The organism is Spirosoma oryzicola (assembly GCF_021233055.1).
GTDB classification, from domain to species: domain Bacteria; phylum Bacteroidota; class Bacteroidia; order Cytophagales; family Spirosomataceae; genus Spirosoma; species Spirosoma oryzicola.
Window position 1 is genome coordinate 3350244 of sequence record NZ_CP089538.1, and the last position, 25043, is coordinate 3375286.

The 25043-nt window shown below is 50.3% G+C and carries 18 protein-coding genes; 13 read left to right on the plus strand and 5 right to left on the minus strand.

Annotated features, from left to right (window positions below):
• Positions 1 to 38: 38 nt before the first annotated feature.
• Positions 39 to 1217 carry an N-acetylglucosamine-6-phosphate deacetylase gene (gene nagA / locus LQ777_RS14255; RefSeq protein ID WP_232558598.1) on the plus strand — a complete coding sequence of 393 codons (1179 nt, stop codon included), beginning with the start codon at positions 39 to 41 and terminating at the stop codon, positions 1215 to 1217.
• 3 nt (positions 1218 to 1220) lie between these two features.
• Here the strand turns inward: nagA and LQ777_RS14260 are convergent, their stop codons facing one another.
• Positions 1221 to 2651, minus strand: a complete 1431-nt coding sequence (locus LQ777_RS14260) for a tetratricopeptide repeat protein (protein WP_232558599.1) — start codon at positions 2649 to 2651, stop codon at positions 1221 to 1223.
• A 486-nt stretch (positions 2652 to 3137) separates the two neighbouring features.
• On the opposite strand from LQ777_RS14260, the gene LQ777_RS14265 reads away from it, so the two are divergent.
• Together LQ777_RS14265 and LQ777_RS14270 are read left to right on the plus strand one after the other, a co-directional pair.
• A complete protein-coding gene (locus LQ777_RS14265; RefSeq protein WP_232558600.1) occupies positions 3138 to 6092 on the plus strand; it encodes a TonB-dependent receptor in 2955 nt (984 codons plus the stop codon).
• A 14-nt stretch (positions 6093 to 6106) separates the two neighbouring features.
• On the plus strand, positions 6107 to 6613 hold the full coding sequence (locus LQ777_RS14270) for a hypothetical protein (RefSeq protein WP_232558601.1): 507 nt from the start codon (positions 6107 to 6109) through the stop codon (positions 6611 to 6613).
• A 59-nt stretch (positions 6614 to 6672) separates the two neighbouring features.
• Here the strand turns inward: LQ777_RS14270 and ribD are convergent, their stop codons facing one another.
• On the minus strand, positions 6673 to 7683 hold the full coding sequence (gene ribD, locus LQ777_RS14275) for a bifunctional diaminohydroxyphosphoribosylaminopyrimidine deaminase/5-amino-6-(5-phosphoribosylamino)uracil reductase RibD (RefSeq protein ID WP_232558602.1): 1011 nt from the start codon (positions 7681 to 7683) through the stop codon (positions 6673 to 6675).
• Positions 7684 to 7809: 126 nt separating this feature from the next.
• Here ribD and prmC point away from each other — a divergent pair, with 126 nt between their 5' ends.
• From prmC to LQ777_RS14295, 4 genes are all read left to right on the plus strand, one after another.
• Positions 7810 to 8658: a peptide chain release factor N(5)-glutamine methyltransferase gene (gene prmC / locus LQ777_RS14280; RefSeq protein ID WP_232558603.1), complete on the plus strand. Its 849-nt coding sequence runs from the start codon at positions 7810 to 7812 to the stop codon at positions 8656 to 8658.
• A gap of 107 nt (positions 8659 to 8765) precedes the next feature.
• The gene (locus tag LQ777_RS14285; protein ID WP_232558604.1) at positions 8766 to 9740 is read left to right on the plus strand and encodes an AAA family ATPase; all 975 of its coding nucleotides are present in this window, start codon (positions 8766 to 8768) and stop codon (positions 9738 to 9740) included.
• 58 nt (positions 9741 to 9798) lie between these two features.
• A complete protein-coding gene (msrB, locus tag LQ777_RS14290) occupies positions 9799 to 10344 on the plus strand; it encodes a peptide-methionine (R)-S-oxide reductase MsrB (RefSeq protein ID WP_232558605.1) in 546 nt (181 codons plus the stop codon).
• A gap of 243 nt (positions 10345 to 10587) precedes the next feature.
• Complete coding sequence (locus LQ777_RS14295; RefSeq protein ID WP_232558606.1) at positions 10588 to 12030, plus strand: carboxylesterase/lipase family protein; 1443 nt, start codon at positions 10588 to 10590, stop codon at positions 12028 to 12030.
• A gap of 86 nt (positions 12031 to 12116) precedes the next feature.
• Here the strand turns inward: LQ777_RS14295 and LQ777_RS14300 are convergent, their stop codons facing one another.
• The 3 genes from LQ777_RS14300 to LQ777_RS14310 all read right to left on the minus strand — a co-directional run bounded on the left by LQ777_RS14300 (position 12117) and on the right by LQ777_RS14310 (position 17764).
• On the minus strand, positions 12117 to 13178 hold the full coding sequence (locus LQ777_RS14300; protein ID WP_232558607.1) for an NAD-dependent epimerase/dehydratase family protein: 1062 nt from the start codon (positions 13176 to 13178) through the stop codon (positions 12117 to 12119).
• A 91-nt stretch (positions 13179 to 13269) separates the two neighbouring features.
• On the minus strand, positions 13270 to 15222 hold the full coding sequence (locus tag LQ777_RS14305) for a KUP/HAK/KT family potassium transporter (RefSeq protein WP_232558608.1): 1953 nt from the start codon (positions 15220 to 15222) through the stop codon (positions 13270 to 13272).
• Between the two features lie 1207 nt (positions 15223 to 16429).
• On the minus strand, positions 16430 to 17764 hold the full coding sequence (locus LQ777_RS14310; protein ID WP_232558609.1) for an Nramp family divalent metal transporter: 1335 nt from the start codon (positions 17762 to 17764) through the stop codon (positions 16430 to 16432).
• A 195-nt stretch (positions 17765 to 17959) separates the two neighbouring features.
• Here LQ777_RS14310 and LQ777_RS14315 point away from each other — a divergent pair, with 195 nt between their 5' ends.
• The 6 genes from LQ777_RS14315 (at position 17960) to LQ777_RS14340 (ending at position 24985) form a co-directional block, all read left to right on the plus strand.
• Positions 17960 to 18613: a metal-dependent transcriptional regulator gene (locus LQ777_RS14315; protein ID WP_232558610.1), complete on the plus strand. Its 654-nt coding sequence runs from the start codon at positions 17960 to 17962 to the stop codon at positions 18611 to 18613.
• Positions 18614 to 18691: 78 nt separating this feature from the next.
• Positions 18692 to 19768 (plus strand): LptF/LptG family permease, encoded by a 1077-nt coding sequence (locus LQ777_RS14320; RefSeq protein WP_232558611.1) that lies wholly within the window; start codon positions 18692 to 18694, stop codon positions 19766 to 19768.
• A gap of 58 nt (positions 19769 to 19826) precedes the next feature.
• The gene (locus LQ777_RS14325) at positions 19827 to 20759 is read left to right on the plus strand and encodes a DMT family transporter (protein WP_232558612.1); all 933 of its coding nucleotides are present in this window, start codon (positions 19827 to 19829) and stop codon (positions 20757 to 20759) included.
• A 10-nt stretch (positions 20760 to 20769) separates the two neighbouring features.
• Positions 20770 to 22200, plus strand: coding sequence for a DUF6056 family protein (locus LQ777_RS14330; RefSeq protein WP_232558613.1), 1431 nt, complete (start codon positions 20770 to 20772; stop codon positions 22198 to 22200).
• Positions 22201 to 22218: 18 nt separating this feature from the next.
• Positions 22219 to 23916 carry a hypothetical protein gene (locus LQ777_RS14335; protein WP_232558614.1) on the plus strand — a complete coding sequence of 566 codons (1698 nt, stop codon included), beginning with the start codon at positions 22219 to 22221 and terminating at the stop codon, positions 23914 to 23916.
• A 100-nt stretch (positions 23917 to 24016) separates the two neighbouring features.
• Positions 24017 to 24985, plus strand: a complete 969-nt coding sequence (locus LQ777_RS14340) for a glycosyltransferase (RefSeq protein WP_232558615.1) — start codon at positions 24017 to 24019, stop codon at positions 24983 to 24985.
• Positions 24986 to 25043 lie beyond the last annotated feature (58 nt).

A 25043-nucleotide genomic window follows, 5' to 3' on the forward strand; every position in this document is an offset into this window, starting at 1 on the left:
TGGCGGGTATTCCGGGCTAGTAACTTACTTTCGCGTTCATGCAGGCAATTACATTTCAGAACGCTACGGTTTTTACCGGCGAATCATTTCTACCAGGCGCATCGGTTCGTATAGCGGATGGGCATATTCTGGAAGTTTCCGATACAGTTCTCAAGGCTAACGATGACGGAGAAACGGTCGTCGATCTGGCTGGCGATTACCTGATTCCGGGATTAATTGACTTGCAATTATACGGCGGTTCAAACCTCTTTTTGAACGATATACCAACGCCCGAAACCGTTCGGCACATTTACGAATCACACGCTCGTAACGGCACCACAACCTTACTCCCCACGATTCATTCGACGTCACTGGACGTCATGCAACAGGCGATGGCGGCTGTGCAGACCGTTCGAGCCGAAAATCCGTATGGCGTGCCGGGCATTCACCTCGAAGGGCCGTACTTCAATCCAATCAAGCGAGGTGCCCACAGCCCGGCTTTTGTGCGTACTCCCGCCGAAGGCGAGTTAGAGGCTTTATTCAGCACTAATGCGGATGTCGTCCGGATTCTGACGCTGGCCCCCGAAATACTGACGCCCGAACAACTGGCTACGATTCACCGCTTAAAGCATGCGAATACGCTGTTGTCGCTAGGGCACAGCAACGCAACGTACAAGCAAGCGATGGGTGCTTTTGCCGACGGCTTCCCGCTGGCAACGCACCTGTACAATGCGATGCGGGGCTTCGAAAGTCGTGAACCAGGTATTGTTGGCGCTATTTTCGACGATCAACACGTGCATTCGAGCATCATTGCCGACAGTTACCACTGCGATCCTGCTGCGATCCGCATTGCGTATCGGTTGCTGGGTGAGCGGCTGTTTTTGATCTCCGACGCTCTGTTCGCCAATCCACCCCGTCCCGATTTTTCGCTGGGTGAATTCGTTGTTCATTTCGAACCCGATCCGAACGGGCCAGGCCGCTACGTCAATAACGAAGGCAAACTCGCCGGTTCGGCTATCACGCTGATTGATTGTGTGCGGGTCGCCGTCGAGCAGGCCGATATTCCCCTGGTCAACGCCCTGCGGATGGCGTCGGTAATTCCGGCCCAACTGATTGGTATGGGCAGCCAGCTGGGACGGATTCAGCCGAACTACGTAGCTAATTTGATTCGGTTGGATAAATCGTTGCTGGTGAAAGGCGTCTGGGCGTCCGGTGTCGCCATTTCGACAGCGCGATAATCACTATTGACGTGCTTCGCTGGCAACGGCCCGCTCGTAGTTTTGATTGAGCATTTCGACGAATTTACCCGTTACCCAGCTGATGTCCGAATCTCGGATAAACACGAATCGCTTGGTAATGGATGTGTTCGCGTATGCCCGAAAAACCGTTTCCAGCAGCAAAGCACCGGCAATGATCTGCTTTTCGTTGAACTGATTTTGGGCATTGTTTACATCCGCTTCTGCCTTTTGGCGTACTACAGGATCGGTCAGATTTGTTAGATCAGGGTGGATCAACCCCTGGTAATTGGTCATCGCCAGCTGAGCGAACCGCTGAACATCACCGATTGTCAGCGGTACTGCCGTCGTACCTGCTCGTTCGGGATGCAGATAAGCCGTCATGGCCCAGGCGATCCCCCCGCCCAATGCCACCGTTTTACGCTGCTGTAAGCCTGGACTGGTCGTGTTGAATTCGAGATTCAACGCCGTATCAGCAACCATTTTAAGCACGCGTTGTGCTTCCTTTTTGTAATCCTCGATTGGCAGCGACCGGTTATTATCAATCAGATTAGCCAATGTTTTGGTACCGAAGGGCATACTGATGGAGTGAAACCGTCGATCCGCATCATAGTATCCTCCTTTCGTGTTACCACTTCCGATATCCATGCACGAGGTCGATCCCCATAATTTGCGGGGTACTGAACCAATCATAAACAACTCAGCTTCCCGAGCGGCTGTCAGCGTAGAATCAATTATCAAACTGTCGCTTTGGGGCATCTGGTTTTTGATCAGATCCGAGAAAAGTTCGTGAAGCTTGCCTTTCTTACCGGGTGTCTTGCCCAGCGTTTCGTTGATCCCGCTACTAAAGGCAATATAGATGTGATCGGCGGGTACTTTATACACTCGGATGGAGTCCAGGTACGCTTTCATTACGTTCTGACCCGCCAGAAACGCCTGCGCAGACCCACTCACCAACGTTACGTTCGGCGCATTTGGCCTTAGCTTCACTTCTTTTTTGTAAAAGCCGTTTTCGTACGTCGTTCGAAAAATCGCCAGTTTCACCCCGGAGGCTCCGACATCGATTCCGGCATACATGTCCCGGCCTGATATTTCTCCAATGAGTTGCTGCATAGCGGCCTCGCTGGCCCCAAATTTCAACTGTTTATACAAATAGTAGGCCTTCTGAAAGTAGCGTAGTGACGCCTGCGTGTTTTCCTGATCGCTGTATGCATAGCCCAAATTCTCGTAAGCGATGGCTTCCAGATAGTTGTCTTTTGATTGAACAGTGGGTAAGGCTCTCAACAGCAGATCAATCGCCTGCTGCGACCGGTCAACCATGCGTAACGTATTACCGAGCTTTATAAAATGGGAAGCTTCTTCGATGGTCCGGGCGTTCTGTGCCTGAACCGTATGGACACAGCCAACCAGTAAGAGGAAGTAGAAAATAGAGCGCATAAATAATAGGGATTCTGCTGATCAGTACAAACTAAGATAGAAGAAATACGGATAATCGCAAGCGAAATTTTATAAAAAGGATTCTTAGTTGGTAGCTACAGACTGATCGGTAGAATACGATCAGACACAATCGGGCGACATGATCCTTCTTGATCTCCCAAAGTTTTACCGTCCTAAAATTAAGTATAAATACAGCTACCGCCAAGTATGCAGGATCAAATAGCATACGTACCATTATATTCTTCACTATTCAAATATTTTGCAATTTTATTATGCATATTTTTGTTTTTTACTTATTATAATTTATATATTCAACTTTTAACAAATTATTATACTAGTCATTTGTTTCAATAGTTGAGCAGCCTGATGGCTAAAAGCCGGCCAACAGCTGGCTCAGAACTCGTTTGGTCAAGCCGCGAGTCAGCACGCTATTACGATTCAGTACACGTATTCAAACCCAATTTATCCAGTCAATTTTTCTTATCTATGAAAAGAAAACTACTCAAGCGTGGCTTCCTTTCCCTGCTACGTATGGCGCTAACGCTATCTATGATAGCACCTGTTGCTGCGTTGGCACAAACCAAACGCGTAACGGGTAAGGTCACATCCAGTGTTAATTCAGAAGCTTTACAAGGCGTCAATGTTTTAGTCAAAGGAGACTCCCGAAAAGGGGCCATTACCGACAATCAGGGTACGTTTTCTCTCGAAGCCAGCCCCAGCGACGTACTGGTTGTTAGCTTTATTGGTTTCAAATCAAAAGAGTTTAAGGTAGGCAACGAAACCACTTTTAATGTAACCCTGGATGAAGATGCGACGCAGTTGACGGAGCTAATCGTCACGGGAACCCGCAATACGGGACGCACCATTCTGGAAACGCCTGTGCCGGTCGATGTGATCTCGATCAAGGACATTATGGGTGAACTTCCGCAGATGGATCTGGCGCAGATGCTGGCGTATGTGGCGCCCAGTTTCAACGCCATCCGGTCGCAGGGGGGTGACCTCGACTCGCACGTCGATCCGGTTCAGTTGCGCAACATGGCTCCGAATCAGATTCTGGTGCTGATTAACGGCAAGCGTCGCCATACATCGGCCCTGCTGATTACGGGAACGGCGGTGGGCAGTCCCTCAACCTCGGTCGATATGCTGACCATTCCGGCTGCGTCGATTGACCGCGTCGAAATCCTGCGCGATGGTGCAGCCGCTCAGTATGGTTCTGATGCGGTAGCGGGGGTGGTCAACATCATCCTTAAAAAAGGAACCAACAAATTAACCGGTAGCCTGACCGGTGGAGGTTACCTTAATTCGGGCGGTAGCGCCGGAGCATTGACCAACGCCGGTAAACCGGACGGATTCAATTATCAGTTCGACGCGAACTATGGCTTTAAAATCGCAGATCGGGGCTACCTGAACATTTCAGGCCAAATCACCCAGCGCCGACCTACGCTACGCCCTTTCGTGAACGATTGGGGGTTTTACGACAACACCTACCTGAGCAACTTAAGGACCGACAAGTACGGCAATCCGATCATTACCAATCCCGAACTGATCTCGGCGCAGGCTGCGGGCAACACCACGCAGATTGCCGCCCTACAAACCCAGGATGGCCTGATGAGCGCACGGGGTCTGACAAAGGCTGACTTTGCCGTATACGCGGGTATGCCAGCCGTTACGCTGGGCAGTACGTTCTACAACGCCGGTTACGAGATTAGTCCGAATACAACCCTGTACAGCTTTGGGGGCGCTTCGTACAAATATTTGCAGGGCTACTCCTGCTATTTTAGAAGACCCTCGCAGACGGACCGATTCAACTACCTGCTTTACCCCAACGGCTTCCGACCACAGATGACCTCCAACACGTCTGATTTTTCCAATACCACGGGGATAAAGAGTAAAGTGGGTGAATTCAGCGTTGATTTCAGCAATACGTTCGGACGGAATGCCATGCGTATTGGTATGGTCAATACCATGAACGCTTCGCTGGGTTCCAACTCCCCCGTCAACATGTACCTGGGTACGCACCAGTTTTCGCAGAATTCGACTAACCTTGATTTTTCGCGGTATTTCAAAGGCATCATGAACGGCCTGAACGTCGCCTTTGGCGCGGAGATGCGCATTGAAAATTACAAAATTCTGAAAGGTCAGGACGAAAGCTACAGTTACGGCGACGCGGGTATCCTGACAGTAACCAAGGCTGGAGCCCTCGTAGGGCCGGATGGTAAACCGCTCGAAAACGCCAGCAGCGTTCCCATTGTCGATGCCACTGGACTACCGCTGCAAGTGTACGCAGGACAGCAAGTGACCGTTAAGAATTTATCGTCGAACTGTCAGTGCTTCGCGGGTTTTGGTCCAAAGAATGAACGCAATGAATACCGGACGACCATGGCTGCCTATCTGGATGCCGAACTCGAATTGACCCGCAAGTTCCTGGTAGCCGCAGCGGTACGACTGGAAAACTATTCGGATTTTGGGGGAGTGTCCATTGGCAAACTGGCGGCTCGCTATTCGCTCAGCAACAAGCTTACCCTGCGGGCTTCCATCGCCAGCGGTTTCCGAGCTCCTTCGCTTCAGGAACTGAACTATACTCATACCGCAACAGCCTTCGTTCCCGATGCCAATGGCGTTCCTCAACCCCTGGACGTAACGACCTACCCCACTAATAGCACGGCGGCACGTGTATTAGGTATCAAAGGATTGCGTCAGGAAAATTCACGCACGTACGGTTTGGGCATGACTTATCAGCCAACACGCGGTTTCGAAGTAACGGTTGATGCCTACCAAATCGACGTAGACAACCGCATTTTCCGCACCAGCTATTTCAATGCATCGGAAGTGGGTAACAACTACGGTGAGGTTATCGGCGGTGGCGAAGCGCAGTTCTTCGTCAACGGAGCTAACGTTCGTTCGCGCGGTATCGAATTCGTGGGCAACTACACGTACAACCTGAGCCGGAACAAAACTCTGAACTTTACGCTGGCGGCTATTTTTAGCAAGAACACGATCCTCAGCCGCAAAACCCTCGATCTGAAGGTAGCGAACCTCAACCCCGAACAAGTGGTCGAGAAGTACCTGAGCCGCGATGTTATCGGTCAGTTTGAAACGGGAACCCCACGAACCAAGCTGATCGGCTCGGCTAGCTACCGGTTCAACAAAGTGAACGTCATGCTGCGCGGCACTTATTTTGGCTCCGTCACCGAACGGTCGATCTCGTCGGACGATAACGGCAACTATTACGACCAAACGTTCTCAGCGCAAACCATTTTCGACCTGAGCGTTGGCTACGATCTAACCCGGAATCTAAAACTTTCGATCGGTGGCAGCAACATCTTCGACCGGTATCCCGACATACTCCGTTCGGAGAACCAAGGTTTTTACCTGTACTCCAACAACCAGCAGGGTTCAAACGGTGCCTATTACTACGGCCGCGTGATGTTCAACTTCTAATCATTCACTCCATCATGACTTACTTTCGTAAACTAAAAAGCGCGGGTCTTCTGCTGTGCTTCGTTTGTTCACTGACCGTCTTTCTGAGTTCGTGCGAACAGAAAAGCTACGAACCCAATCTGAACGCGGCTCCCGGTGGCGGTACCGTATCGACTTACAAGGCGTATACCCTATCGTCTACAGACGGCAAAAATATCTACGGACGGGTCGTTTTTTACAAGTACAACCCATCCGTTACACTGGTTCAGGTGGGACTATACAACACTACTGCCGGGGCTTCTTACACGTCGTCCGTTTATCAGGGAAAAATCACGGAAAGTACGGCGACGGTATTGAAACCACTCGACTCCATCAGCGGTGCTACCGGTGAATTTTCGAGCAATAAGTATTTCACCATCAGCGAAGCTGGTTTTTACGATAAGCTGAATGCCTACAATGCGAATGTTAAAATCATGGCCGGGACAACGCTGGTAGCCAGCGGTAATATCGGCGCGAATGCCGCACCTGTTGCGCAGCAGTAAAATCAATAAAAAGGGGTTGTCATCAAGACAGCCCCTTTTCTTTCCAGACTGTTTAACTCTTATGGTTTGTAGATCGTCAACTGATCCTCGCCCACTCGTTCCGTTTCAATAAGCCGACCCCGAACCCTGGGAGCAGTGATGCCTTCCTGTAACATACCGTGGCTCCGAAACACTCGCATTTCGTCCCACAAGCCCACTTCGATAAACGATTCCAGCAAGGCCGTTCCTCCTTCAACCAGCACCGACTGAACCCTTCGTTCGTACAGATCGGCCAGCAGTTGCGGTAAAAAGGGCTGATCGGCCAGCAACTGAATGGATCTTGTTTGCCCAACCGTATCAGTCTTGATAAAATTATAGACCAGCGTCGGTTGCGATTGATCGAACAGGTGTAGATTATCGGCTAGTTGAAGCGATTTATCGATAACGATACGGACGGGATTACGTCCCGGAACCAATCTGACGTTCAGGCGGGGGTTGTCCGTACGGGCGGTGTTTGTACCAACCATAATTGCATCTTCTTCGGATCGCCACCGATGCACCAGCCGATGGGACAAATCACCGCTTATTTTGACGGGAACGCCACCAGCACCCGCGATAAATCCATCAGCCGTTTGAGCCCATTTCAGGATAATATACGGTCGCTTCTGCTCGAAAAAAGTAAAAAACCGGGCGTTCAACTCCCGACCATACTCAGCCAGAAGACCCGTTTCAACCACGATACCAGCCTTCTGGAGTTTTTCAAACCCTTGACCCGCTACCAATGGGTTAGGATCATCGTTGCAGCAGACAACCCGTTTAACGCGCTTTTCGATGAGTAAATCGGCGCAGGGCGGTTGTTTTCCGTAATGCGAACAAGGCTCAAGCGTGACGTAAACCGTACTTTCGGGCAAAAGGTATTCATCGTCGGGCTTGATCGAAAAAATGGCGTTTCGTTCGGCATGGGCTTCGCCGTACCGCTGATGCCAGCCTTCGCCGATAATGCGCCCGTCGTGTTCAATCACGCAGCCAACCATTGGATTCGGACTTACCTTCCCTCGGCCAAGCGTGGCTAATTCAAGTGCGCGACGCATAAATTGATGCATAGTTGGTAACTTATGGTTGGTCGTTTATCGTTATACGATTGGATTAGTCTCGCTACTTCGGACGAGAAACCGCAAACTTCTTTAGTTTTACGCAAAATTACGCGACTTAACCCAATGGCCACCGCCAAACCACTCTATCAACGTTTAAGTAAGAATATTACAGCCTACCCGCCCGAAGAAGCGCGGGAAATGGCGTTTATGCTGCTCGATCATTATTTCGGCCTGCGCAAGACCGACGTACTGACCGACAAACCGCTTCCCCCCAATCGCACGGAACCCGACTGGTTTAGAATACTCGAACGCCTGAACCGGCAGGAGCCTATTCAACACGTAATCGGCACAACGATCTTTTGCGGTCTTGAGTTTGAGGTATCGCCGGATGTACTGATTCCCCGACCTGAAACGGAAGACCTCGTTCGGCTGATCATGCACGATTTCGCCGACCGTACCGACGATGTACCCATTGTTGATATTGGTACCGGAAGCGGCTGTATCGCAGTTACGCTGGCCCGTTTTCTGCCGCAGTCCGTTGTCACGGGTTGGGATGTTTCGGACGAAGCGCTTGCGCTTGCCAAACAAAACGCGCAGAACTTGAACGCCGACGTGTCGTTTGAGATACAAGACATTTTGCAGATTCCTGCCGATTTCGTCGGTAAATTTGATTGTGTCGTCAGCAATCCGCCTTACGTGACCCGGTCAGAAGCGGCTGACATGAACCGGAACGTGCTGGATTACGAACCCGATCTGGCCCTATTTGTCGAAGACAATGACCCGCTGGTGTTTTACAAAGCCGTAGCTGATTTCTGCGTTCGTCATCTGACGAAAGATGGCGCGTGTTACGTTGAAATAAACGAACGGTTTGGTGAAGCGACCCGGCAGGTATTTGCCGACCGTGGCTTTAGCAAAATTCAGGTTTACAAGGATATTCACGGCAAAGACCGGAGCATTCGGGCTACGTTCTAGCGATTAGGTTTTCAGTTGACTAGTTTATAGCTTTCGGTAGCCGAGATCAGGAATCAGAAACGTACCGCTCCCGAACCTTATACACTGCAAACGTCAGACGCATACCGATGCAAGCGACATCATTCACGTACCATACTAAAATCCGCGAGGTATTCCACGAAATGAGCCAGGTGGTTGTTGGGCAGGAACGGCTGCTCAACCGGCTACTTATCGGCCTTTTCACGGGCGGACATATTCTGCTCGAAGGGGTGCCGGGCCTGGCCAAGACTCTGACGATCAATACACTCGCCAAGGTCCTGGAACTTGATTTTCAGCGAATCCAGTTCACGCCGGATCTGTTACCCGCCGATCTGGTCGGCACAATGATTTTCAACCAGAAAACGGCGGAGTTCGAGGTCAAGCAGGGGCCGATTTTTGCTAACCTGATCCTGGCCGATGAAGTAAACCGCTCTCCGGCTAAAGTACAGGCGGCTTTGCTCGAAGCCATGCAGGAGAAACAGGTAACCATCGGCGAAGAAACCTTTATCCTTGACCGTCCCTTTCTGGTGCTGGCCACGCAAAACCCGGTAGAGCAGGAAGGGACCTACCCGCTTCCCGAAGCGCAGGTTGACCGCTTCATGATGAAGGTGTTCGTCGATTACCTGAACAAAGACGAAGAACTGGAAGTGATGCGCCGGATGTCGAACATGAACTTCGACTACGAAGTGCAATCGGTACTGGGCAAAGAAGATCTGGCTGCGATCCGCGATGAAATTAACGGTGTAACAATTTCAGAAACGCTGGAGCGCTACATCATCGAACTGGTTTTTGCGACCCGCCGACCCATGGAATACAATCTTCGCGACGAAGCCCGCTACATCCAGTTCGGCGTGTCGCCCCGTGCGAGCATCAACCTGAATCTGGCGGCTAAAGCCCTCGCCTACTTCGACCGACGCGAGTATGTACTGCCGGAAGACATTAAGGAACTGGCACCCGACGTTTTTAATCACCGGATCATGCTGAATTACGAAGCGGAAGCCGACGGCGTTACAACCTTGCAGGTGATTGATTCGATTCTGCGGAAAGTCGCGATTGGACGCTAAACTCTTACGACACGGATGCTGTTCTGGAACAATACTGCTCCGTAAGGGTGAACGTTTAATGAAGCAAAACAAGCTGTTTTTATTGGTTGCCTTGCTGACGGCGGGCAGTTTGTGGCTGTACGGACGCTTTCTGACTACGCCCAGACCTCAACATAAACCGCCCGTCGGAACAACGTCACCGGGTGGCAGACGGGTTGAAAAGTCCGATGCCGAATGGCGGTCCATCCTGTCGAACCCCCAGTACGACGTGACTCGCGAACGCGGTACCGAGTGGCCCAACAGCAGCGAGCTAACCCACGAACACCGACCGGGAATCTACCGCTGTGTGTGTTGCCACAACCCACTTTTTTCCTCGCTGACCAAGTTTGACTCGCAAACGGGCTGGCCGAGTTTCTACGCGCCCATCGTCCAGAACGCACTGTACACCGAACCCGATGGCGGGCGCACAGAGGTTCGTTGTGCGGTCTGCGATGCGCACCTGGGTCACGTTTTCAACGACGGTCCAGATCCGACCGGTCTTCGCTACTGTATGAACGGCGTGGCGCTTGTGTTTACTCAAGCAGACATGAAACGAGCTGCCCGAAACGAAGCCGCAAAGAAATAGCCCATAAGTCACCTTTTGGCCTAACATTTGCACTAATAGCACTAACTCCTTCAAGGAGTATTAAGCCGTTGCAATTTGTTTGGCTAGCGAGTGTTCTTATTTCTTTACATGGATAAATGTTTACTTTGGCGAGTTACCCGTCCTTTCTGGCTAATGGGTCTCTTTTCCTTCTGCTGCCTTTCTACCGTCTGCACTGCTCAAATGCGGCATGAAGTCGCTACAGAAAGCGGGCTGATTTCAGGAATGTCTACCGGAGACAGCGCCCTCGTAGCTTTTAAAGGGATTCCGTTTGCGGCTCCACCAATTGGTAATCTACGTTGGCAACCGCCCCAACCAGCACTTAAGTGGGAAGGCGTCAAAGCCTGTACCGATTTTGGCCCAAGTCCGATGCAGCCGACACCAGCACCTTTTGGTGTGTACACCCCAGAATTTCTCGTTCCGGCTGAACCCATCAGCGAAGATTGTCTGTACCTGAACGTCTGGACAGGAGCCAAATCTTCCAGCGAGAAACGCCCGGTTTTCGTCTGGCTGTATGGCGGAGCGTTCAGCAGCGGGGGAAGCGCCGTTCCTATTTACGATGGCGAAGCGCTGGCCCGAAAAGGTGTGATTTTTGTTTCTATAAACTATCGGGTAGGCATTTTTGGTTTTTTTGCCCATCCCGATCTGAGCAAAGAGTCTTCGACTAAAACGTCAGGCAATTACGGTCTGCTGGATCAGATTGCGGCCTTACAGTGGATTCAGCGCAACATCGCGGCCTTTGGGGGCGACCCTTTGAACGTAACCATCGCGGGTCAGTCGGCGGGTTCCAGAAGCGTCAACTGTCTATTGGCTTCTCCACTGGCTTGGGGATTGTTTCACAAAGCCATCGCCGAAAGTGGTTCAAGTGTACTGGCTAATTCAACCATCAATACAACCAGCCTTTTAAAAGCCGAAGAGCAAGGTGTAACCGTAGCCACAGCTCTACACGCGTCCTCTCCTGATAAGCTACGAGCGATACCCGCTCAGGAGTTACTTCAACAGGTGCAGGAACGTTTTGGCCCGATTGTCGACGGCTATGTGCTACCTCAATCGATAGCAACCATTTTTGGGTCAGGTGAACAGGCGAAAGTCCCTTTACTGACAGGCTGGAATGCCGACGACGGCGGGGCACCAACGGATCGCAAACAAGACGAGTTTCGGCGGGATTTGCAACGGCAGTACGGTGCATTCGCAGATGACGTTCTGCGCTACTACCCGGCCTCTACCGATGAACAGGCAGGTGCTTCACAAGCCGCGCTTCATCGCGATTTGACGTATGCCTTACCAACGTATAAACTGGCACAGATGCAGAGTGAAGCGGGAAAATCACCAGTGTACGTTTATCATTTTGCCCACAAGCCACCGGCTACGGGAAACTTTCTTCAATACGGTGCGTTTCACACCGCCGAGGTAGCTTACGCCCTAAACAATCTAGCGTTTTTAAAGCGGCCCTGGCAAGCTATCGACCGCGAACTCGCCAACCAACTATCTTCTTACTGGGTGAACTTTGCCAAAACTGGTAACCCAAACGGCTCAAACCTACCGCAATGGCCTTCGTATACGGCAACAAACGCCGACATTATGCTCTTTGGCGATAAACCGATAGCGCAAAAGCTGCTGGGCAACGAAGTACTTGATTTTCTGTATTCGAAAACCATCAGCCACTAAGCTCACTGGTTCGAACCTTCCTCTTAAACAAAGATGGCTAGACCCTCATAAAAGGTCTAGCCATTGTTTTGTGCAGAGAGCCTCAATTACTTTAAAATTGGCTCCAGAGCCGCCCGGTTTTCGTTGAGCCACGCGTGAATGTCGGCTACAATCTCGCGGATACCAAGTTGCGGTTTCCAACCCGTGAGGTTCGTTACCTTCGTGTTATCAGTGATGTAAAGCCGGATATCAGCCGCCCGGTTTTCGGCAACTTCTTTAATCGGGATCGTTTTTCCGGTCACCTCCTGACAGATTTCGGTTAGTTCCTGCAACGACGCGCTGCTTTCGACACCACCACCCGCATTCAGGATTTCACCGTTTACTTTATCCAGGTTATGCAATTCCCAGTCGATCAGGCGATACAGATCATCGATGTGGAGCATATCGCGGGTTTGTTTACCCGTACCGCCGTAGCCGATGTACGCCAGTTGCTGCTCGAAGTAATGTTTGGCGATCCAAAGTACCATCACACCCTGATCCACCTTGCCCATTTGCCAAGGGCCGGTTAGTACGCCACAGCGATTGATGACCGTTTTCAGGCCATAAAATTCGTTGTATTCCTGAATCAGCAACTCCGACGCCAGCTTGGTTGTGCCGTACAGCGACCGAGCCCCGTCCAGCGGAAAGTTTTCGGCGATGCCGCGTGATGATACGCCAGCAACCGGCTGATCATCCGTCAGCACAAACCGGGTGTCGGCTTCATCGAAGTTCAGCGTTTCGATGGTTTTGATCGGATAAACGCGACTCGTTGACAGAAAAACAAAATTGGCTTTGTGCTTGAGCGCGTAGTTCAGGCAGTTGACCGTACCAAACAGGTTCGTGTTGATGAGGTAGTCCGGCGTTCCATCCAGACCTGCCAGTACCGACGGTTCTGCCGAAGCTTCAATAACGGTATCCACCGCAGGTAGTGAATCAAAATCTTCTTTGCTACGAATGTCACCGTGGATAAACTCGATTCCGGCTGCTTTCAACCGCGCCAGACTCAGTTCCGAACCACGCCGTTTCAGGTTATCGAGAGCAAAAATCTGATAATCAGGGTAATTTTTCTTGAGTGCAATGCCCAGTGATGAGCCAACAAAGCCGGCCCCGCCGGTGATGAGAATTTTCATAATCTACTGTTTATCGGTTTACCGTTCACGACGTTCGGGTGCCTCTATACGACTTTACGGATGGCCACGCAACAAGTCATGAACTGTAAACTTAGGATGCGATTCGTTTGAGTTTGACGTTTTCGACCGGACGAATGACCAACGGTACCTTTTCAATTTTTACCGAGCTACTATCGAGACCAAACCAGCGGTCTTCTGACGTGGTAAAGCCTTTTATGTTGAAGTACAGGTTCATAATAAACCGCTCCCGAAACGGCAGTTCGTTTTCAAAGGAAAGGAATTTTTCCAGCACGACAAACCGGAAGTCGCCAATAACGTTCTGGCCCCGGAGCGATTCGTACCGGCTGGTGATGTCCACTTCCTTGTTTTTCACCATGTCCTCGATAACCTTCCGAAAGAACAGGTTGATACGCTGCTCGACCCGGAATCCGAGTTTAAACGTCACTTTGTAAGCGTCATCGGGCGCGATGGTGTTTACTTTGTATTCCATCGTGTACGGATCGTCGGTGGTATCGACGTGGACAAACCAGTAAATATCAGCACGCTTGGGCCGTTTCTGGAAAATAGAATAAATAATCTTGGATTCGATCTCCGATTGACGGGCCGCGTTGCTCATAAAGACCAGGTGCGTCGCGTATTTAGGAATACTGATATCGCGGCTAAGCTCTTTGATAGCCTGTACGTAGTGATCAATTCGGACGTATTCCGTCAGTCGAAGTTTGATCTGGAACGCCTGTAGCCAGATGTACATTACACTGGCAATGGCGAGGCCAATCAACAGCGACACCCAGCCACCATGCGGGAATTTGATCAGGTTAGCGACCAGGAATGATCCTTCGATACCCAGATAAACGGTCAGGAAAAGCACAACGCCCCAGGCCTGGTACTTCTTTGTGTACAGGTAATACGACATCAGCAGTGTCGTCATCAGCATCGTCAGTGTAATGGCCAGCCCGTAAGCCGCTTCCATGTTTGACGACTCGCGGAAATACAGCACAACCCCAACGCAACCAGCCCACAGCAAGAGATTGACGCTTGGTACATAAAGCTGCCCTTTTTGAACGCTTGGGTAACGCAGCCGGACTTTCGGCCAGAAGTTCAGCCGGATGGCTTCACTGATCAGCGTAAACGAACCACTGATAAGCGCCTGGCTGGCAATAACCGTTGCGGCTGTAGCGATGACGATACCAATAGTCAGGAACCAGGGCGGCATCACTTCGTAAAAAGGAATACGATCTTTCAGCACTTGCCCTTCCTGGCTGATCAACCAGGCACCCTGCCCAAAATAATTCAGAATCAGGCACGTTTTGACAAAAATCCAGCTAACCCGGATATTGGCGCGTCCGCAGTGACCCATATCGGAATACAGTGCTTCAGCCCCCGTCGTACAGAGGAATACGGAACCCAGCAACCAAAAGCCACCCGGATATTCAGACAAAAGCCACCAGGCGTAGTAAGGGTTGAGCGCTGCCAGAATACCGGGTGCCTGCGCAACCTGAACCAGCCCGAGTGTTCCCAGCATCACAAACCAGACCAGCATGATCGGGCCAAACGCCGTACCGACAACGCTTGTTCCAAACGCCTGAATCAGAAACAAAACCGTCAGAATCGCGATAACAATCTTGACAATCAGTTCTTCCGTTATATCGGGATACAGCAGCCGAAGCCCTTCTACGGCTGACGACACCGATATGGGCGGGGTAATGATCCCATCGGCAAGCAGGGCCGAACCACCAATGATAGCGGGCAGCGTTAGCCAGCGAGCGTGCCGCCGAACCAAGGCGTATAACGCAAAAATTCCTCCTTCACCCCGGTTATCAGCTCGTAGAATTAAGATTACATACTTAACGGTTGTTTGTAAAGTGAGTGTCCAGAATACGCAGGAAAGAGCCCCCCGAACGACGTCGGCCTGAATGACATTTCCCGCTCCAATAATGGCTCTTAACGTGTACAACGGTGATGTGCCAATGTCACCGTAAATAATTCCCATTGCTACCAGCAAACCGGCAGCCGAGACAGTGTCTAAATGCTTCTTATCTTCCATAAGATCGGCTTTCGCCTGGTCATTTTACGAGCGGGTCAAAACGGGGCAAAGATAGCCGTTGTTTAGATTCATCAACGCTGGTTGATCGGAAAGTTGCTAATTTGTTCGATTGGCGTAAAGCTAACTGTTAAGTTATTGTTTGAGTTTAAACTATATCAGCGCTGGCAACCCATAAACCCCTTGTTCATGCCCCTTTTCCAAGCTAGTTCAACGCACTACCGATACACTAGTCTACCAAAGCAGCATACAAAAAGTAGCCTTTCGATAAATCCAAAAAACACACTTTTCCGTATGTATGGAATCCCCATTTACACAATAGGTTTTGTTTAATTAGGTGTGTTTGAGCAGACGATTCGTTCCATGAGCGAATCGTCTCTTTTTTAACTCGTTACGCAATCAATTGCTAGTCGACACTACCTATCGTCCCGTCATCCGATCAACGTCTCCGTATCCACCAATAGCTTCTATACAATCAGCACAAAGCGCTATCATACTCTTTCAAATCAGTTGATGTGAAGCGCCACGATGCCAAAAAATTGATAAATAGAGTTTAACTGGCTTTAAAGTAATATTTTTCTTTATATTGTTACTCGGAAGTGAAGATGATAAATCCAAACGAAGCTAAAAATCGTATACCATACATTCAGGGCTTTCGCAGTCGGTTGTACGACGTTTCTTTGTGACGCAAGAAGTAAGCGTGGTACAGCCGCTGCGAAAGCCCTGATCTTTTTTGCTCATCAGCTAAATCGCTCCCAAAAAATACCAGTCATCAATTCGTCATTTGCTGGCTCCATCGAACGATCATTCACCGCTGCGCTAGGATACAGGCGGCTGGTTCCTCCGAAAAAGTACTTTTCGCATCAATACGACGACCAGCAAGCCAAAAAATAATGGAATAAATAGCCGGCCGTAGGAAGGCAAAAAAGCAACGGACATAAAATCGTTTAGTGACTCATTGTAAATAGCCCCCAGTGAGTCGTTGGGTTTGAGTTGCCTAAAATCATCCTCGCTGAAATGATTTTTTTGAGCATTCGGCCCGAACGCTGATGTGCTGTCATGCATCAGGTCCTTAAAATTAGCCCAACCGGAGAACCAACAATCGATTACTTTGTAAACGGCCAAGCACAAAGTCCATACCCAAAGCGGCACAAAAAGCAGATTGATCTACGCCTTTTGTGCCGCTTTAATTATCCGAAAAACGGTATGCTTAAAACAGGGTATCCCAAAGCAAATATCCATTCAACCCCATGATGATAACGGCCACGACCCAGGAGACGACTTTTACCCAGCCAGGATTTACGAAACGACCCATTTTCAGCTTATCATTGGTAAACGACACCAGCGGGAATACAGCAAAACTTAACTGAAGCGATAAAACTACCTGACTGAATACCAGGAGTTCCGAAGTTCCCTGCTCGCCGTACAGAATAGCGACGATCAGAGCAGGTACGATAGCAACTAGACGCGTAATAAGGCGACGTAACCAAGGTTTGATCCGTAGCTCCAGAAAGCCTTCCATGACGATCTGCCCGGCCAGGGTACCCGTCAGCGTCGAATTCTGACCCGACGCCAGCAAAGCTACAGCAAACAGGATACCAGCCAGTTTAACGCCCAGGATGGGGTCTAACAGCCGATGCGCATCGGTAATATCAGCAACATGCTGGTTTCCCGAAAAATGGAACGTTGCCGCCGATAAAATCAAAATAGCCGCATTAATGAAAAACGCCAAGAACAGCGAAACGGTCGAGTCAATCGTGGCAAACTTGATAGCGGTTTGTCGTCCTTCGTCGTCCCGGCCAAAGTCGCGGGTCTGTACAATGCTCGAATGCAGGTAAAGGTTATGCGGCATTACCGTAGCCCCCAGAATACCAATCGCAATGTAAAGCATGGCGGGATTGGTAACGATTTCTGTACGAGGAAGTAACCCACTAAGCACATCACCGACGGCAGGTCGCGACACAAACAACTCATAACCAAAGCATCCGATAATCAGGAAGATAAGGCTGGCCACGATTCGTTCGATCGTCTGAAATCCTTTGTTCTGCAAGTAAAGTAACAGCAGTACGTCAAGCGCCGTTATAAGAATACCGACCGTAATGGGTAAGCCGAATAGCAGGTTCAGGGCAATAGCAGAGCCAATTACTTCGGCCAGATCGGTAGCGGCAATGGCAATTTCGGCTAGTACCCATAAGCCAACCGCAACCGGACGGCTATAGTGATCCCGACACGCCTGCGCCAGATCTCGTCCGGTAACAATGCCTAATTTGAGCGAAAGGTGTTGAAGCAGAATAGCAAACAGATTTGAAATCAGTACAACGGACAGCAACCGATAGCCGAACTGAGCGCCCCCCGCAATATCGGTTGCCCAGTTACCGGGGTCCATATAACCAACCGCCACCATGAGCCCCGGCCCGAAATAAGCCATCAACGTCCTGAAAAAACCGCTGTTTTTAGGAACGTGAACGGAGCTATGAACATCCGGCAGAGAATTGTCTGTACTGGCTCGCTGCCATCCTTTCATGGGTGTATTTGTTGCTTCCATTTTATTCGATACACTAATGGATACTTGTCGCCAACCCGAAATGTTTTACTGGCTACAGCTATAACATTCAAATATAAGCATTGTTGAAATAAAAATTTAGACTTGTCTAAATTTTTAGAAAGTTTAACATAAAAACTATCTTTGCCTTTAAACTGTTCCATGCTACTTATCCGTTTCTACTAGGTAGCTATCGTTATGCAGTCATTTACCGAAGAGAATTATCTAAAGACCATTTACTACCTCGCCACCCGTCAGGAAGGAGAGGTAAGCACGAATGCGTTGGCTGAAATGACCGCCACTAAAGCGGCTTCCGTGACTGACATGTTGCGCAAACTGGCGGATAAGCAACTGATTCATTACAAGAAGTACCAGGGTGTCCGGCTGACAGACGAAGGCGAACGGCTGGCGCTGCAAATTATCCGACGGCACCGGCTCTGGGAGGTTTTTCTGGTTGAGAAGCTAGGCTTCGGCTGGGATGAAGTGCACGACATCGCCGAAGAACTGGAACACATTCGCTCGGACGAACTGGTGAGCCGTCTGGATGCGTTTTTGGGTAACCCGAAGTTTGACCCGCACGGTGATCCGATTCCGACTCCGGCTGGACACATGCCCCAGACCGGTTACCGAAAATTGTCGGACGTGGTTGCGGGCGAGGGTGTCCGACTGATGGGTGTGCTCGAACATTCGACCGAGTTCTTGCAGCACCTCGATCATTCCCAACTGACGCTTGGCTGTCTGGTGACTGTGACGGAAATCAACGCCTTCGACAAATCGGTTTTACTTCAGATTACGGGTGGCCGACCGGTGTTTGTCAGTCACGAAGTTGCCCGAAATTTGTTAGTCAATTAATTGTGCAATGTCGGTTGTAAGAAACCGAAAGGCTAAGCTAAGTTCTGTGTCGCTTCAAAGAAGCCGACTTCCTATACGATGAAACTGTTAGACTGGTATATACTCAAACGTTTCCTGCAAACCTATCTCTTCGTGGTGATGGTGATTGTGCTGGTTGTCGTTATGATCGATTACACCGAAAAGGTGGACAATTTCCATAAGAACAATGCCCCCGCCAGCGAAATCTTGGGGAGTTATTACCTTAATTTTATTCCCTATTGGGCCAACTACATCAGCCCACTAATGGTCTTTATTGCGACCGTGTTCCTGACCTCACGGTTAGCCGCCCGCACCGAGATTATCGCAATTCTGAGCAGTGGTGTCAGTTTCATTCGTTTGCTGTTTCCGTACGTACTCGGCGCGTCAATCCTGGCAGTAGTGACGTATTTTATGGTCAACTACGTCATTCCGAAGGCCAACAAGACCCGAATTAACTTCGAGATAAAATACATCAACGACGCTTTCACCTACTCCCGTCGCAATGTTCATATCAAGATTGCGCCCGATACCTACGCGTATCTGGAGAGTTATAACAACCAAAGTAATACGGGTTATCGATTCACGCTGGAACGCGTTGAAGGAAATGAGCTAAAGCAAAAACTTACCGCCGATCACATTGAGTGGGATAAGAAGAAAAAGAAGTGGGGCGTGTACGACTATAAAATTCGGACGATCAACGGCTTACAGGAAACCTTGACGCCCGGTGCCCGACTGGATACCACGCTCAATCTGAAGCCCGACGATTTCGGCTCCGATTTCAACCTATACGAAACACTGACTCGTCCAGAGTTAAACAGACACATCGACTTACTCGTCAGTCGTGGTTCGGACGGTGTAGAAACCTACCTGTTGGAGAAGTACAGCCGCGATACGCGCCCGTTTGCCATTATCATCCTGACGGTAATTGGCGTCATCATGTCGGCCCGTAAAAGTCGCCGGGGCGTGGGTTGGCAGGTGGCGCTGGGCTTCTTCCTAGCCTTTACGTATCTTTTGTTTTTCATGCTGGCGAAGGGGATTGCCGAATCGGGCAACCTGAATCCGGTTGTGGCAGTCTGGCTGCCAAATGCTATTTTTACGGTCGTCGGCGTATTTCTGTATAATACAATTCCGAGGTAATCATGCGCGGGAAGAACCCGTTTTGACTCTCAGAACGGCCCTCTCCCGCCTATTCATTATGTCCCAAAAGCCCACGTTTACCGATTATTTTCAGCTTCACTTCATTGTGCTGATCTGGGGCTTCACGGCCATTCTGGGCAAGCTCCTGGAACCTCTCGATTCGTCGGCGGTCGTTTTGTTCCGAACCCTACTGGCTGTACTTGGATTAGGAATTGTACTGGTGGTCCGTCGCCAGAATCTGCACGTTTCTTCTACCGACCGCTGGCGACTGCTGGCAACCGGCGGTCTTATTGGCTTGCACTGGGTCTTGTTTTTCGCAGCGGCCCGACTGTCAAACGTGTCGGTCTGTCTGGCCGGTATGGCCACCAGTTCCTTGTGGGCAAGTCTGCTGGAACCGCTGATCCTGCGCCGACGCATCCAACTGATTGAGGTTGTGCTGGGTGGAGTTGTTATGGCGGGTTTGTACCTGATCTTTCAATTTGAGTTCGACAAAATAGCGGGTCTAGTCGTGGCTATGGCTGCGGCTATGTTGTCGTCACTATTTACGATCATTAACAGCCGTTTCACGCAACGATACGATGCGCTGGTCATTTCGTTTTACGAGATGATCGGAGCTTCCATCGGGGCGCTTGGTTTGTGGTTCATTGCCCGGATGGTCGACCCCCTCGAAGCCAATCCTCCGATTCAATACGTACCGCACACACCCTTGCAATGGCTTTGGCTGTTGATCCTATCATTGGTCTGTACGGTATACGCGTATACGGTTGGGGTACGACTGTTGCGTAAGTTTTCACCGTACATGGCCGTTTTAACTGTAAATTTGGAGCCGGTGTATGGGATTTTACTCGCTGTACTGATTTTCGGCAACGCCGAACGCATGACAGCAGGCTTTTACCTGGGTACGCTGGTCATCCTGGCGGCCGTGGTCGCTTACCCGCTCTGGAACAACCGTCCCAGAAAAGTAAAATCCCAACAGCCAACACCGCTTTAATAGCCTGTTCATGACTACATCTTCGCCACTGGCGCGTTCTGTCTCGTTCTTGCTTTTGTTTTTTTCGATTGTCATTGCGTTGCCGCTGATTGCCTTGTCGTTTTACAATCACCCCTCACCCACCGACGATTATTGTTTTGCCAATACGTCGATGCGATACGGTTTCTGGCAATCACAGCAAATCTATTATGACGGATGGAGCGGTCGTTTTTTTCACAACTTTCTGGTTCATGGTAGCCCGCTGACCTTTGGCTGGTACGCTGGTTACAAGATCTACCCCATTGTTTTGCTGGCGTTACTGGCACTAAGTTTTTACGCTTTCGCGAGTCAGTGGCTACACAACCCGTTTGATGCCACGGTCAAACTAGCACTAGCTGCCGGTCTTTTTGTGGGCTTTGTCGCCACGTTGACGAGCCTATCCGAATATTTGTACTGGTACGCGGGAATGGCCTGCTACAGTCTGTCCAGCGTTTTTCTGCTATTTTTGTTAGCCACACTACTCGCGCACAAACGAAGCGGTTTTGGCTGGCACATCGGCTATATAGCCGTCGAGAGCCTGCTTATTCTGGGTATTATTGGCTCCAGCGAGACAAGCATGGTTATGGTTATGTCGGTCCTGGGCTTGCTAGCACTGGGCGAACTGATCCAGCGTCGTCGCTTATCGTTTACGACGCTGACGCTGCTGGTTGTGGGAGCCATTGGTTGTTACTACCTGATCTCCGCACCGGGTAATGCCGTTCGGATGGGCTCGAACCCCAACAGCCGGGATATTCCGCTTACGTTGCTGTCGTCGCTCCGATTTGCGGTAGGGTACGTGACGCGTCAGATTTTTCTAACTCCTCTGCTCCCCTTATCGCTGTTGTACATTCCTATCGCCTACCGGCTTACGGCTAACCGGCCTTTACCAGCTTACCTGCGCTTACACCCCTTGCTCGCATTGCTGCATGGTTCGGCAACGGTACTGGTACTGATTTCGCTGCACTTCTACGCAGTAGGCATAGCACCCGCCTATCGGCTGGTTAACCTCATCAATTTAGTGTTCTGGCTGAGTTGGGGGTATAACCTGACGCTTTGGGTAGCCGTTTTACGCGACCGCATCCATCCGCAACTAGGTCAACGATTTGTCCGTCCGGTCGCCATGGGCGCACTCGTGTGGACGGGACTTTCGGCTGGCTTTGGGCCGGTGCTTCCGCTTGCCTACGGTGACTGGCTTAGCGGTCGGGCGGCTCGTTACGACCAGGCGATGCAGGATCGGTATAACCAGATGACCCAATCAGGCACCGACACGGCGCTGGTTACTCCGTTACCGGTTTATCCGGCTTCTATGTTCATGGAAGATGTCAAAGAAGACCCAAAGCACCTGTGGAACCGCTGCTGGGCCGATTATTACCACAAACAGACGATTGTTCTCCAGGACAATCCGACTTCCCCTACTCACTAAGCGCATTCTCTGAACCGTATGACTCGGCTCTACCGACTACTGGCATCATCTCGACTAACGATTCCCTTGTTACTGCTGCCGATTGCCGGTTTCTTTGTTTACTTTTTTGCTCTTCGCTACAACATTCCTTGGTTCGATGATTTTGAGAATATTCCTTATTTTCTGGACCGGTTTCTCAACGCTCCGTCTGCCGGTGAATCCGTAGCCGCTTTGTTACGCCCGAACAACGAACACCGGGTGGTTTACGCCCGGCTCGTGGTTCTTGCTCACTATTACCTGACCGGGGGCATCAACTTCGCGAATCTGATGCTTTGGGCCAACGCCGGTCTGGTCCTGATTTTTTACCTTCTTTACCGCGCGCTCAGGAGTCAGGAACGCCTATCGCAATCCGCTCTGATCGGACTGCTTCCCGTACCACTGCTGCTTTTCACGGCGCAGAGCTACATTATGACGTTCACGGCCATTTTCTCTCTGCAATATCTGGCCATCATTTCACTAGTCACACTCACGCTTTTTGTGCTCGCCGTCAACCGACCGCTTTACGTAGGCATTGCGCTGGCACTCGGCTTACTCAGCACGTTCAGTATGGGCAATGGGCTCCTGCTGTGGCCTGCCGGCGTTGGTATGCTGGTCCTGCAACGACGTTGGCAAGCGTTAGCTATCTGGATTATAGCCGGCGGGTTGAGCGTATACCTGTACTTTTTGGGTTATCCGGTTCAGCAGGGTAACGACGCGGGGTTTGCGTACGTATTGCAGCATCCGCTACAAACGATTGCCGGTTTTCTAATTTTCTCCGGAAGTGTATTTGACTTATTTCCAACACTACCCGAAAAATACCGGTTTTTTCTGCCATTTCTGGCCGGTTTGGTTCTGATGATCGGCCTGGGTTACTGGCTGTTTCGCATGCTGGTTCGTTTTGTCAAAAGCGACAAAAATTATTCGTTCTTCGAGATCTTTGTTGCGGGCTGTCTGCTCTTTTTACTGGCCAACATTGCCCTGATCGCCTTTTTCAGACTTCGGTTTTATTTTGGCATGGCGCTCCACATCCCCTACCGGATCTACGCTTTGGCCCTGTGGTCGGTTGCCAGCGTATTACTCTTTAGCCAACTTTCCGAAACGATACGCACCCGCATCTGGCCAGCGGTCTGGCTGCTTTTTCTGGGTCTTAATCTGCTGACGTATGGTACGTACATACCCGAAGCCATAGAACGTCGCAAACAAATGCAGGGCTTAACGTTCAATCAACTGCATAGCGATATTGGCCTTGGCGGAACCCGTAACTCTGAACTCGCACGGTATATCAGCAATCTAATTGTGCTAATGCGTGATCGAAACTGGTACCATCTCCCCAGCCCGGCCATCACACCCGACGAACAGCAACTTGCCAAACCCGTTGTTGCGACGACCGCAATGCCGCCCTTACAAGTCGCTCGTCAAGCGGATTATTTTGTTGTGGACGGTACTACTCCAAACTACCATGTGGGACTTAATTCAGGAATTTATGTAATCATAAAATCGGCCCAGCACACCTACCTGGTATTCGCACCGAAAAACCGACCGGTAACGTATAAACCGTGGCGGGTAGCTCCTGGCTTTTCGGCGGCTTTACCGATTCACTTAATGCAGCCGGGCCACTACCGACTGGGGCTTTTTCAGACTCAGCCTGAACAGAGTACCATTCGGTTTGGCGACCAGTTTGTTGATATACCTGACTAACACGGATACTCGCAATCGCCTACGGGATTGTGCTATACGCTAAATGTACAGGCATGTTTTAGGATAAAAGGCTATTTTTGCCGCTCAAACCACCATCACGTTGGACACTAGAACCAATTCACTGCCTGATCAGATTAATGTTGTCATACCACTTTTCAACGATTGGCTGGCAGTAGGGCTGCTAATTGAGCGTATTCGGTCAGTGGTCGATGCGTCGATACAGAACCGGCTTGCTTTTTTAATCGTAGATGACTGCTCGGCCATCAATTACGATACGTTACCCACCGGAGTCGGAAAATCCTTATCCATACTACGGCTGTTTCGGAACGTTGGCCACCAGAAAGCCATCGCCTTAGGCATTGCTTATTTGGCCGATCAGCCGGATCAATACCCCACTATTGTGATGGATTCCGACGGCGAAGACCGCCCGGAAGACATTGTGCAACTGGTGGAGCGAGGTATCGAAAAGCCGGGCCATGTTGTATTCGCGCATCGGGCCAAACGTCACGAAAGCCTTATGTTCCGGACGTTTTACATTGTTTATAAGTCTGTTTTCCAGTTATTGACGGGTAAGGTAATTACCTTTGGCAATTTTAGTCTGGTTCCAGCCGGTCAGTTGCGAAAACTAGCCCATGTCTCCGAAATCTGGAATAATTATCCGGGGGGTGTCATTCGCTCACGGCTTCCGTATACCGCTATTCCGCTCGAACGGGGTCGTCGCCTGGCTGGTGAATCGAAGATGAATTTCGTGTCGCTGGTACTGCATGGCCTGAGTGCCGTCTCGGTACTGATCGACACAACCGCCATGCGACTCGTACTTTTTTGCATGATGATGCTTGTTGTGTCGATCTTTGGAATAAGTATTGTCTTGTTTTTAAAGTTTTTCACCAATACATCAACGCCCGGCTGGACGAGTAATCTGATCTTTTCGTTTTTGATTGTTATTCTCCAGGCATTCCTGATTTCATTGCTGCTCGTGTTCATGGTGCTGTCGTACCGAACACAGATCCAGTTTATTCCCGCCAAACAGTTTGGCGATTTTGTCGAGCGCGTTGAGCGCGTGTATTAAATCAACGTGTTTTCAATTCGAAGTTTTTACGAGTGTGGACTTTGTTTGCACCCAAAAC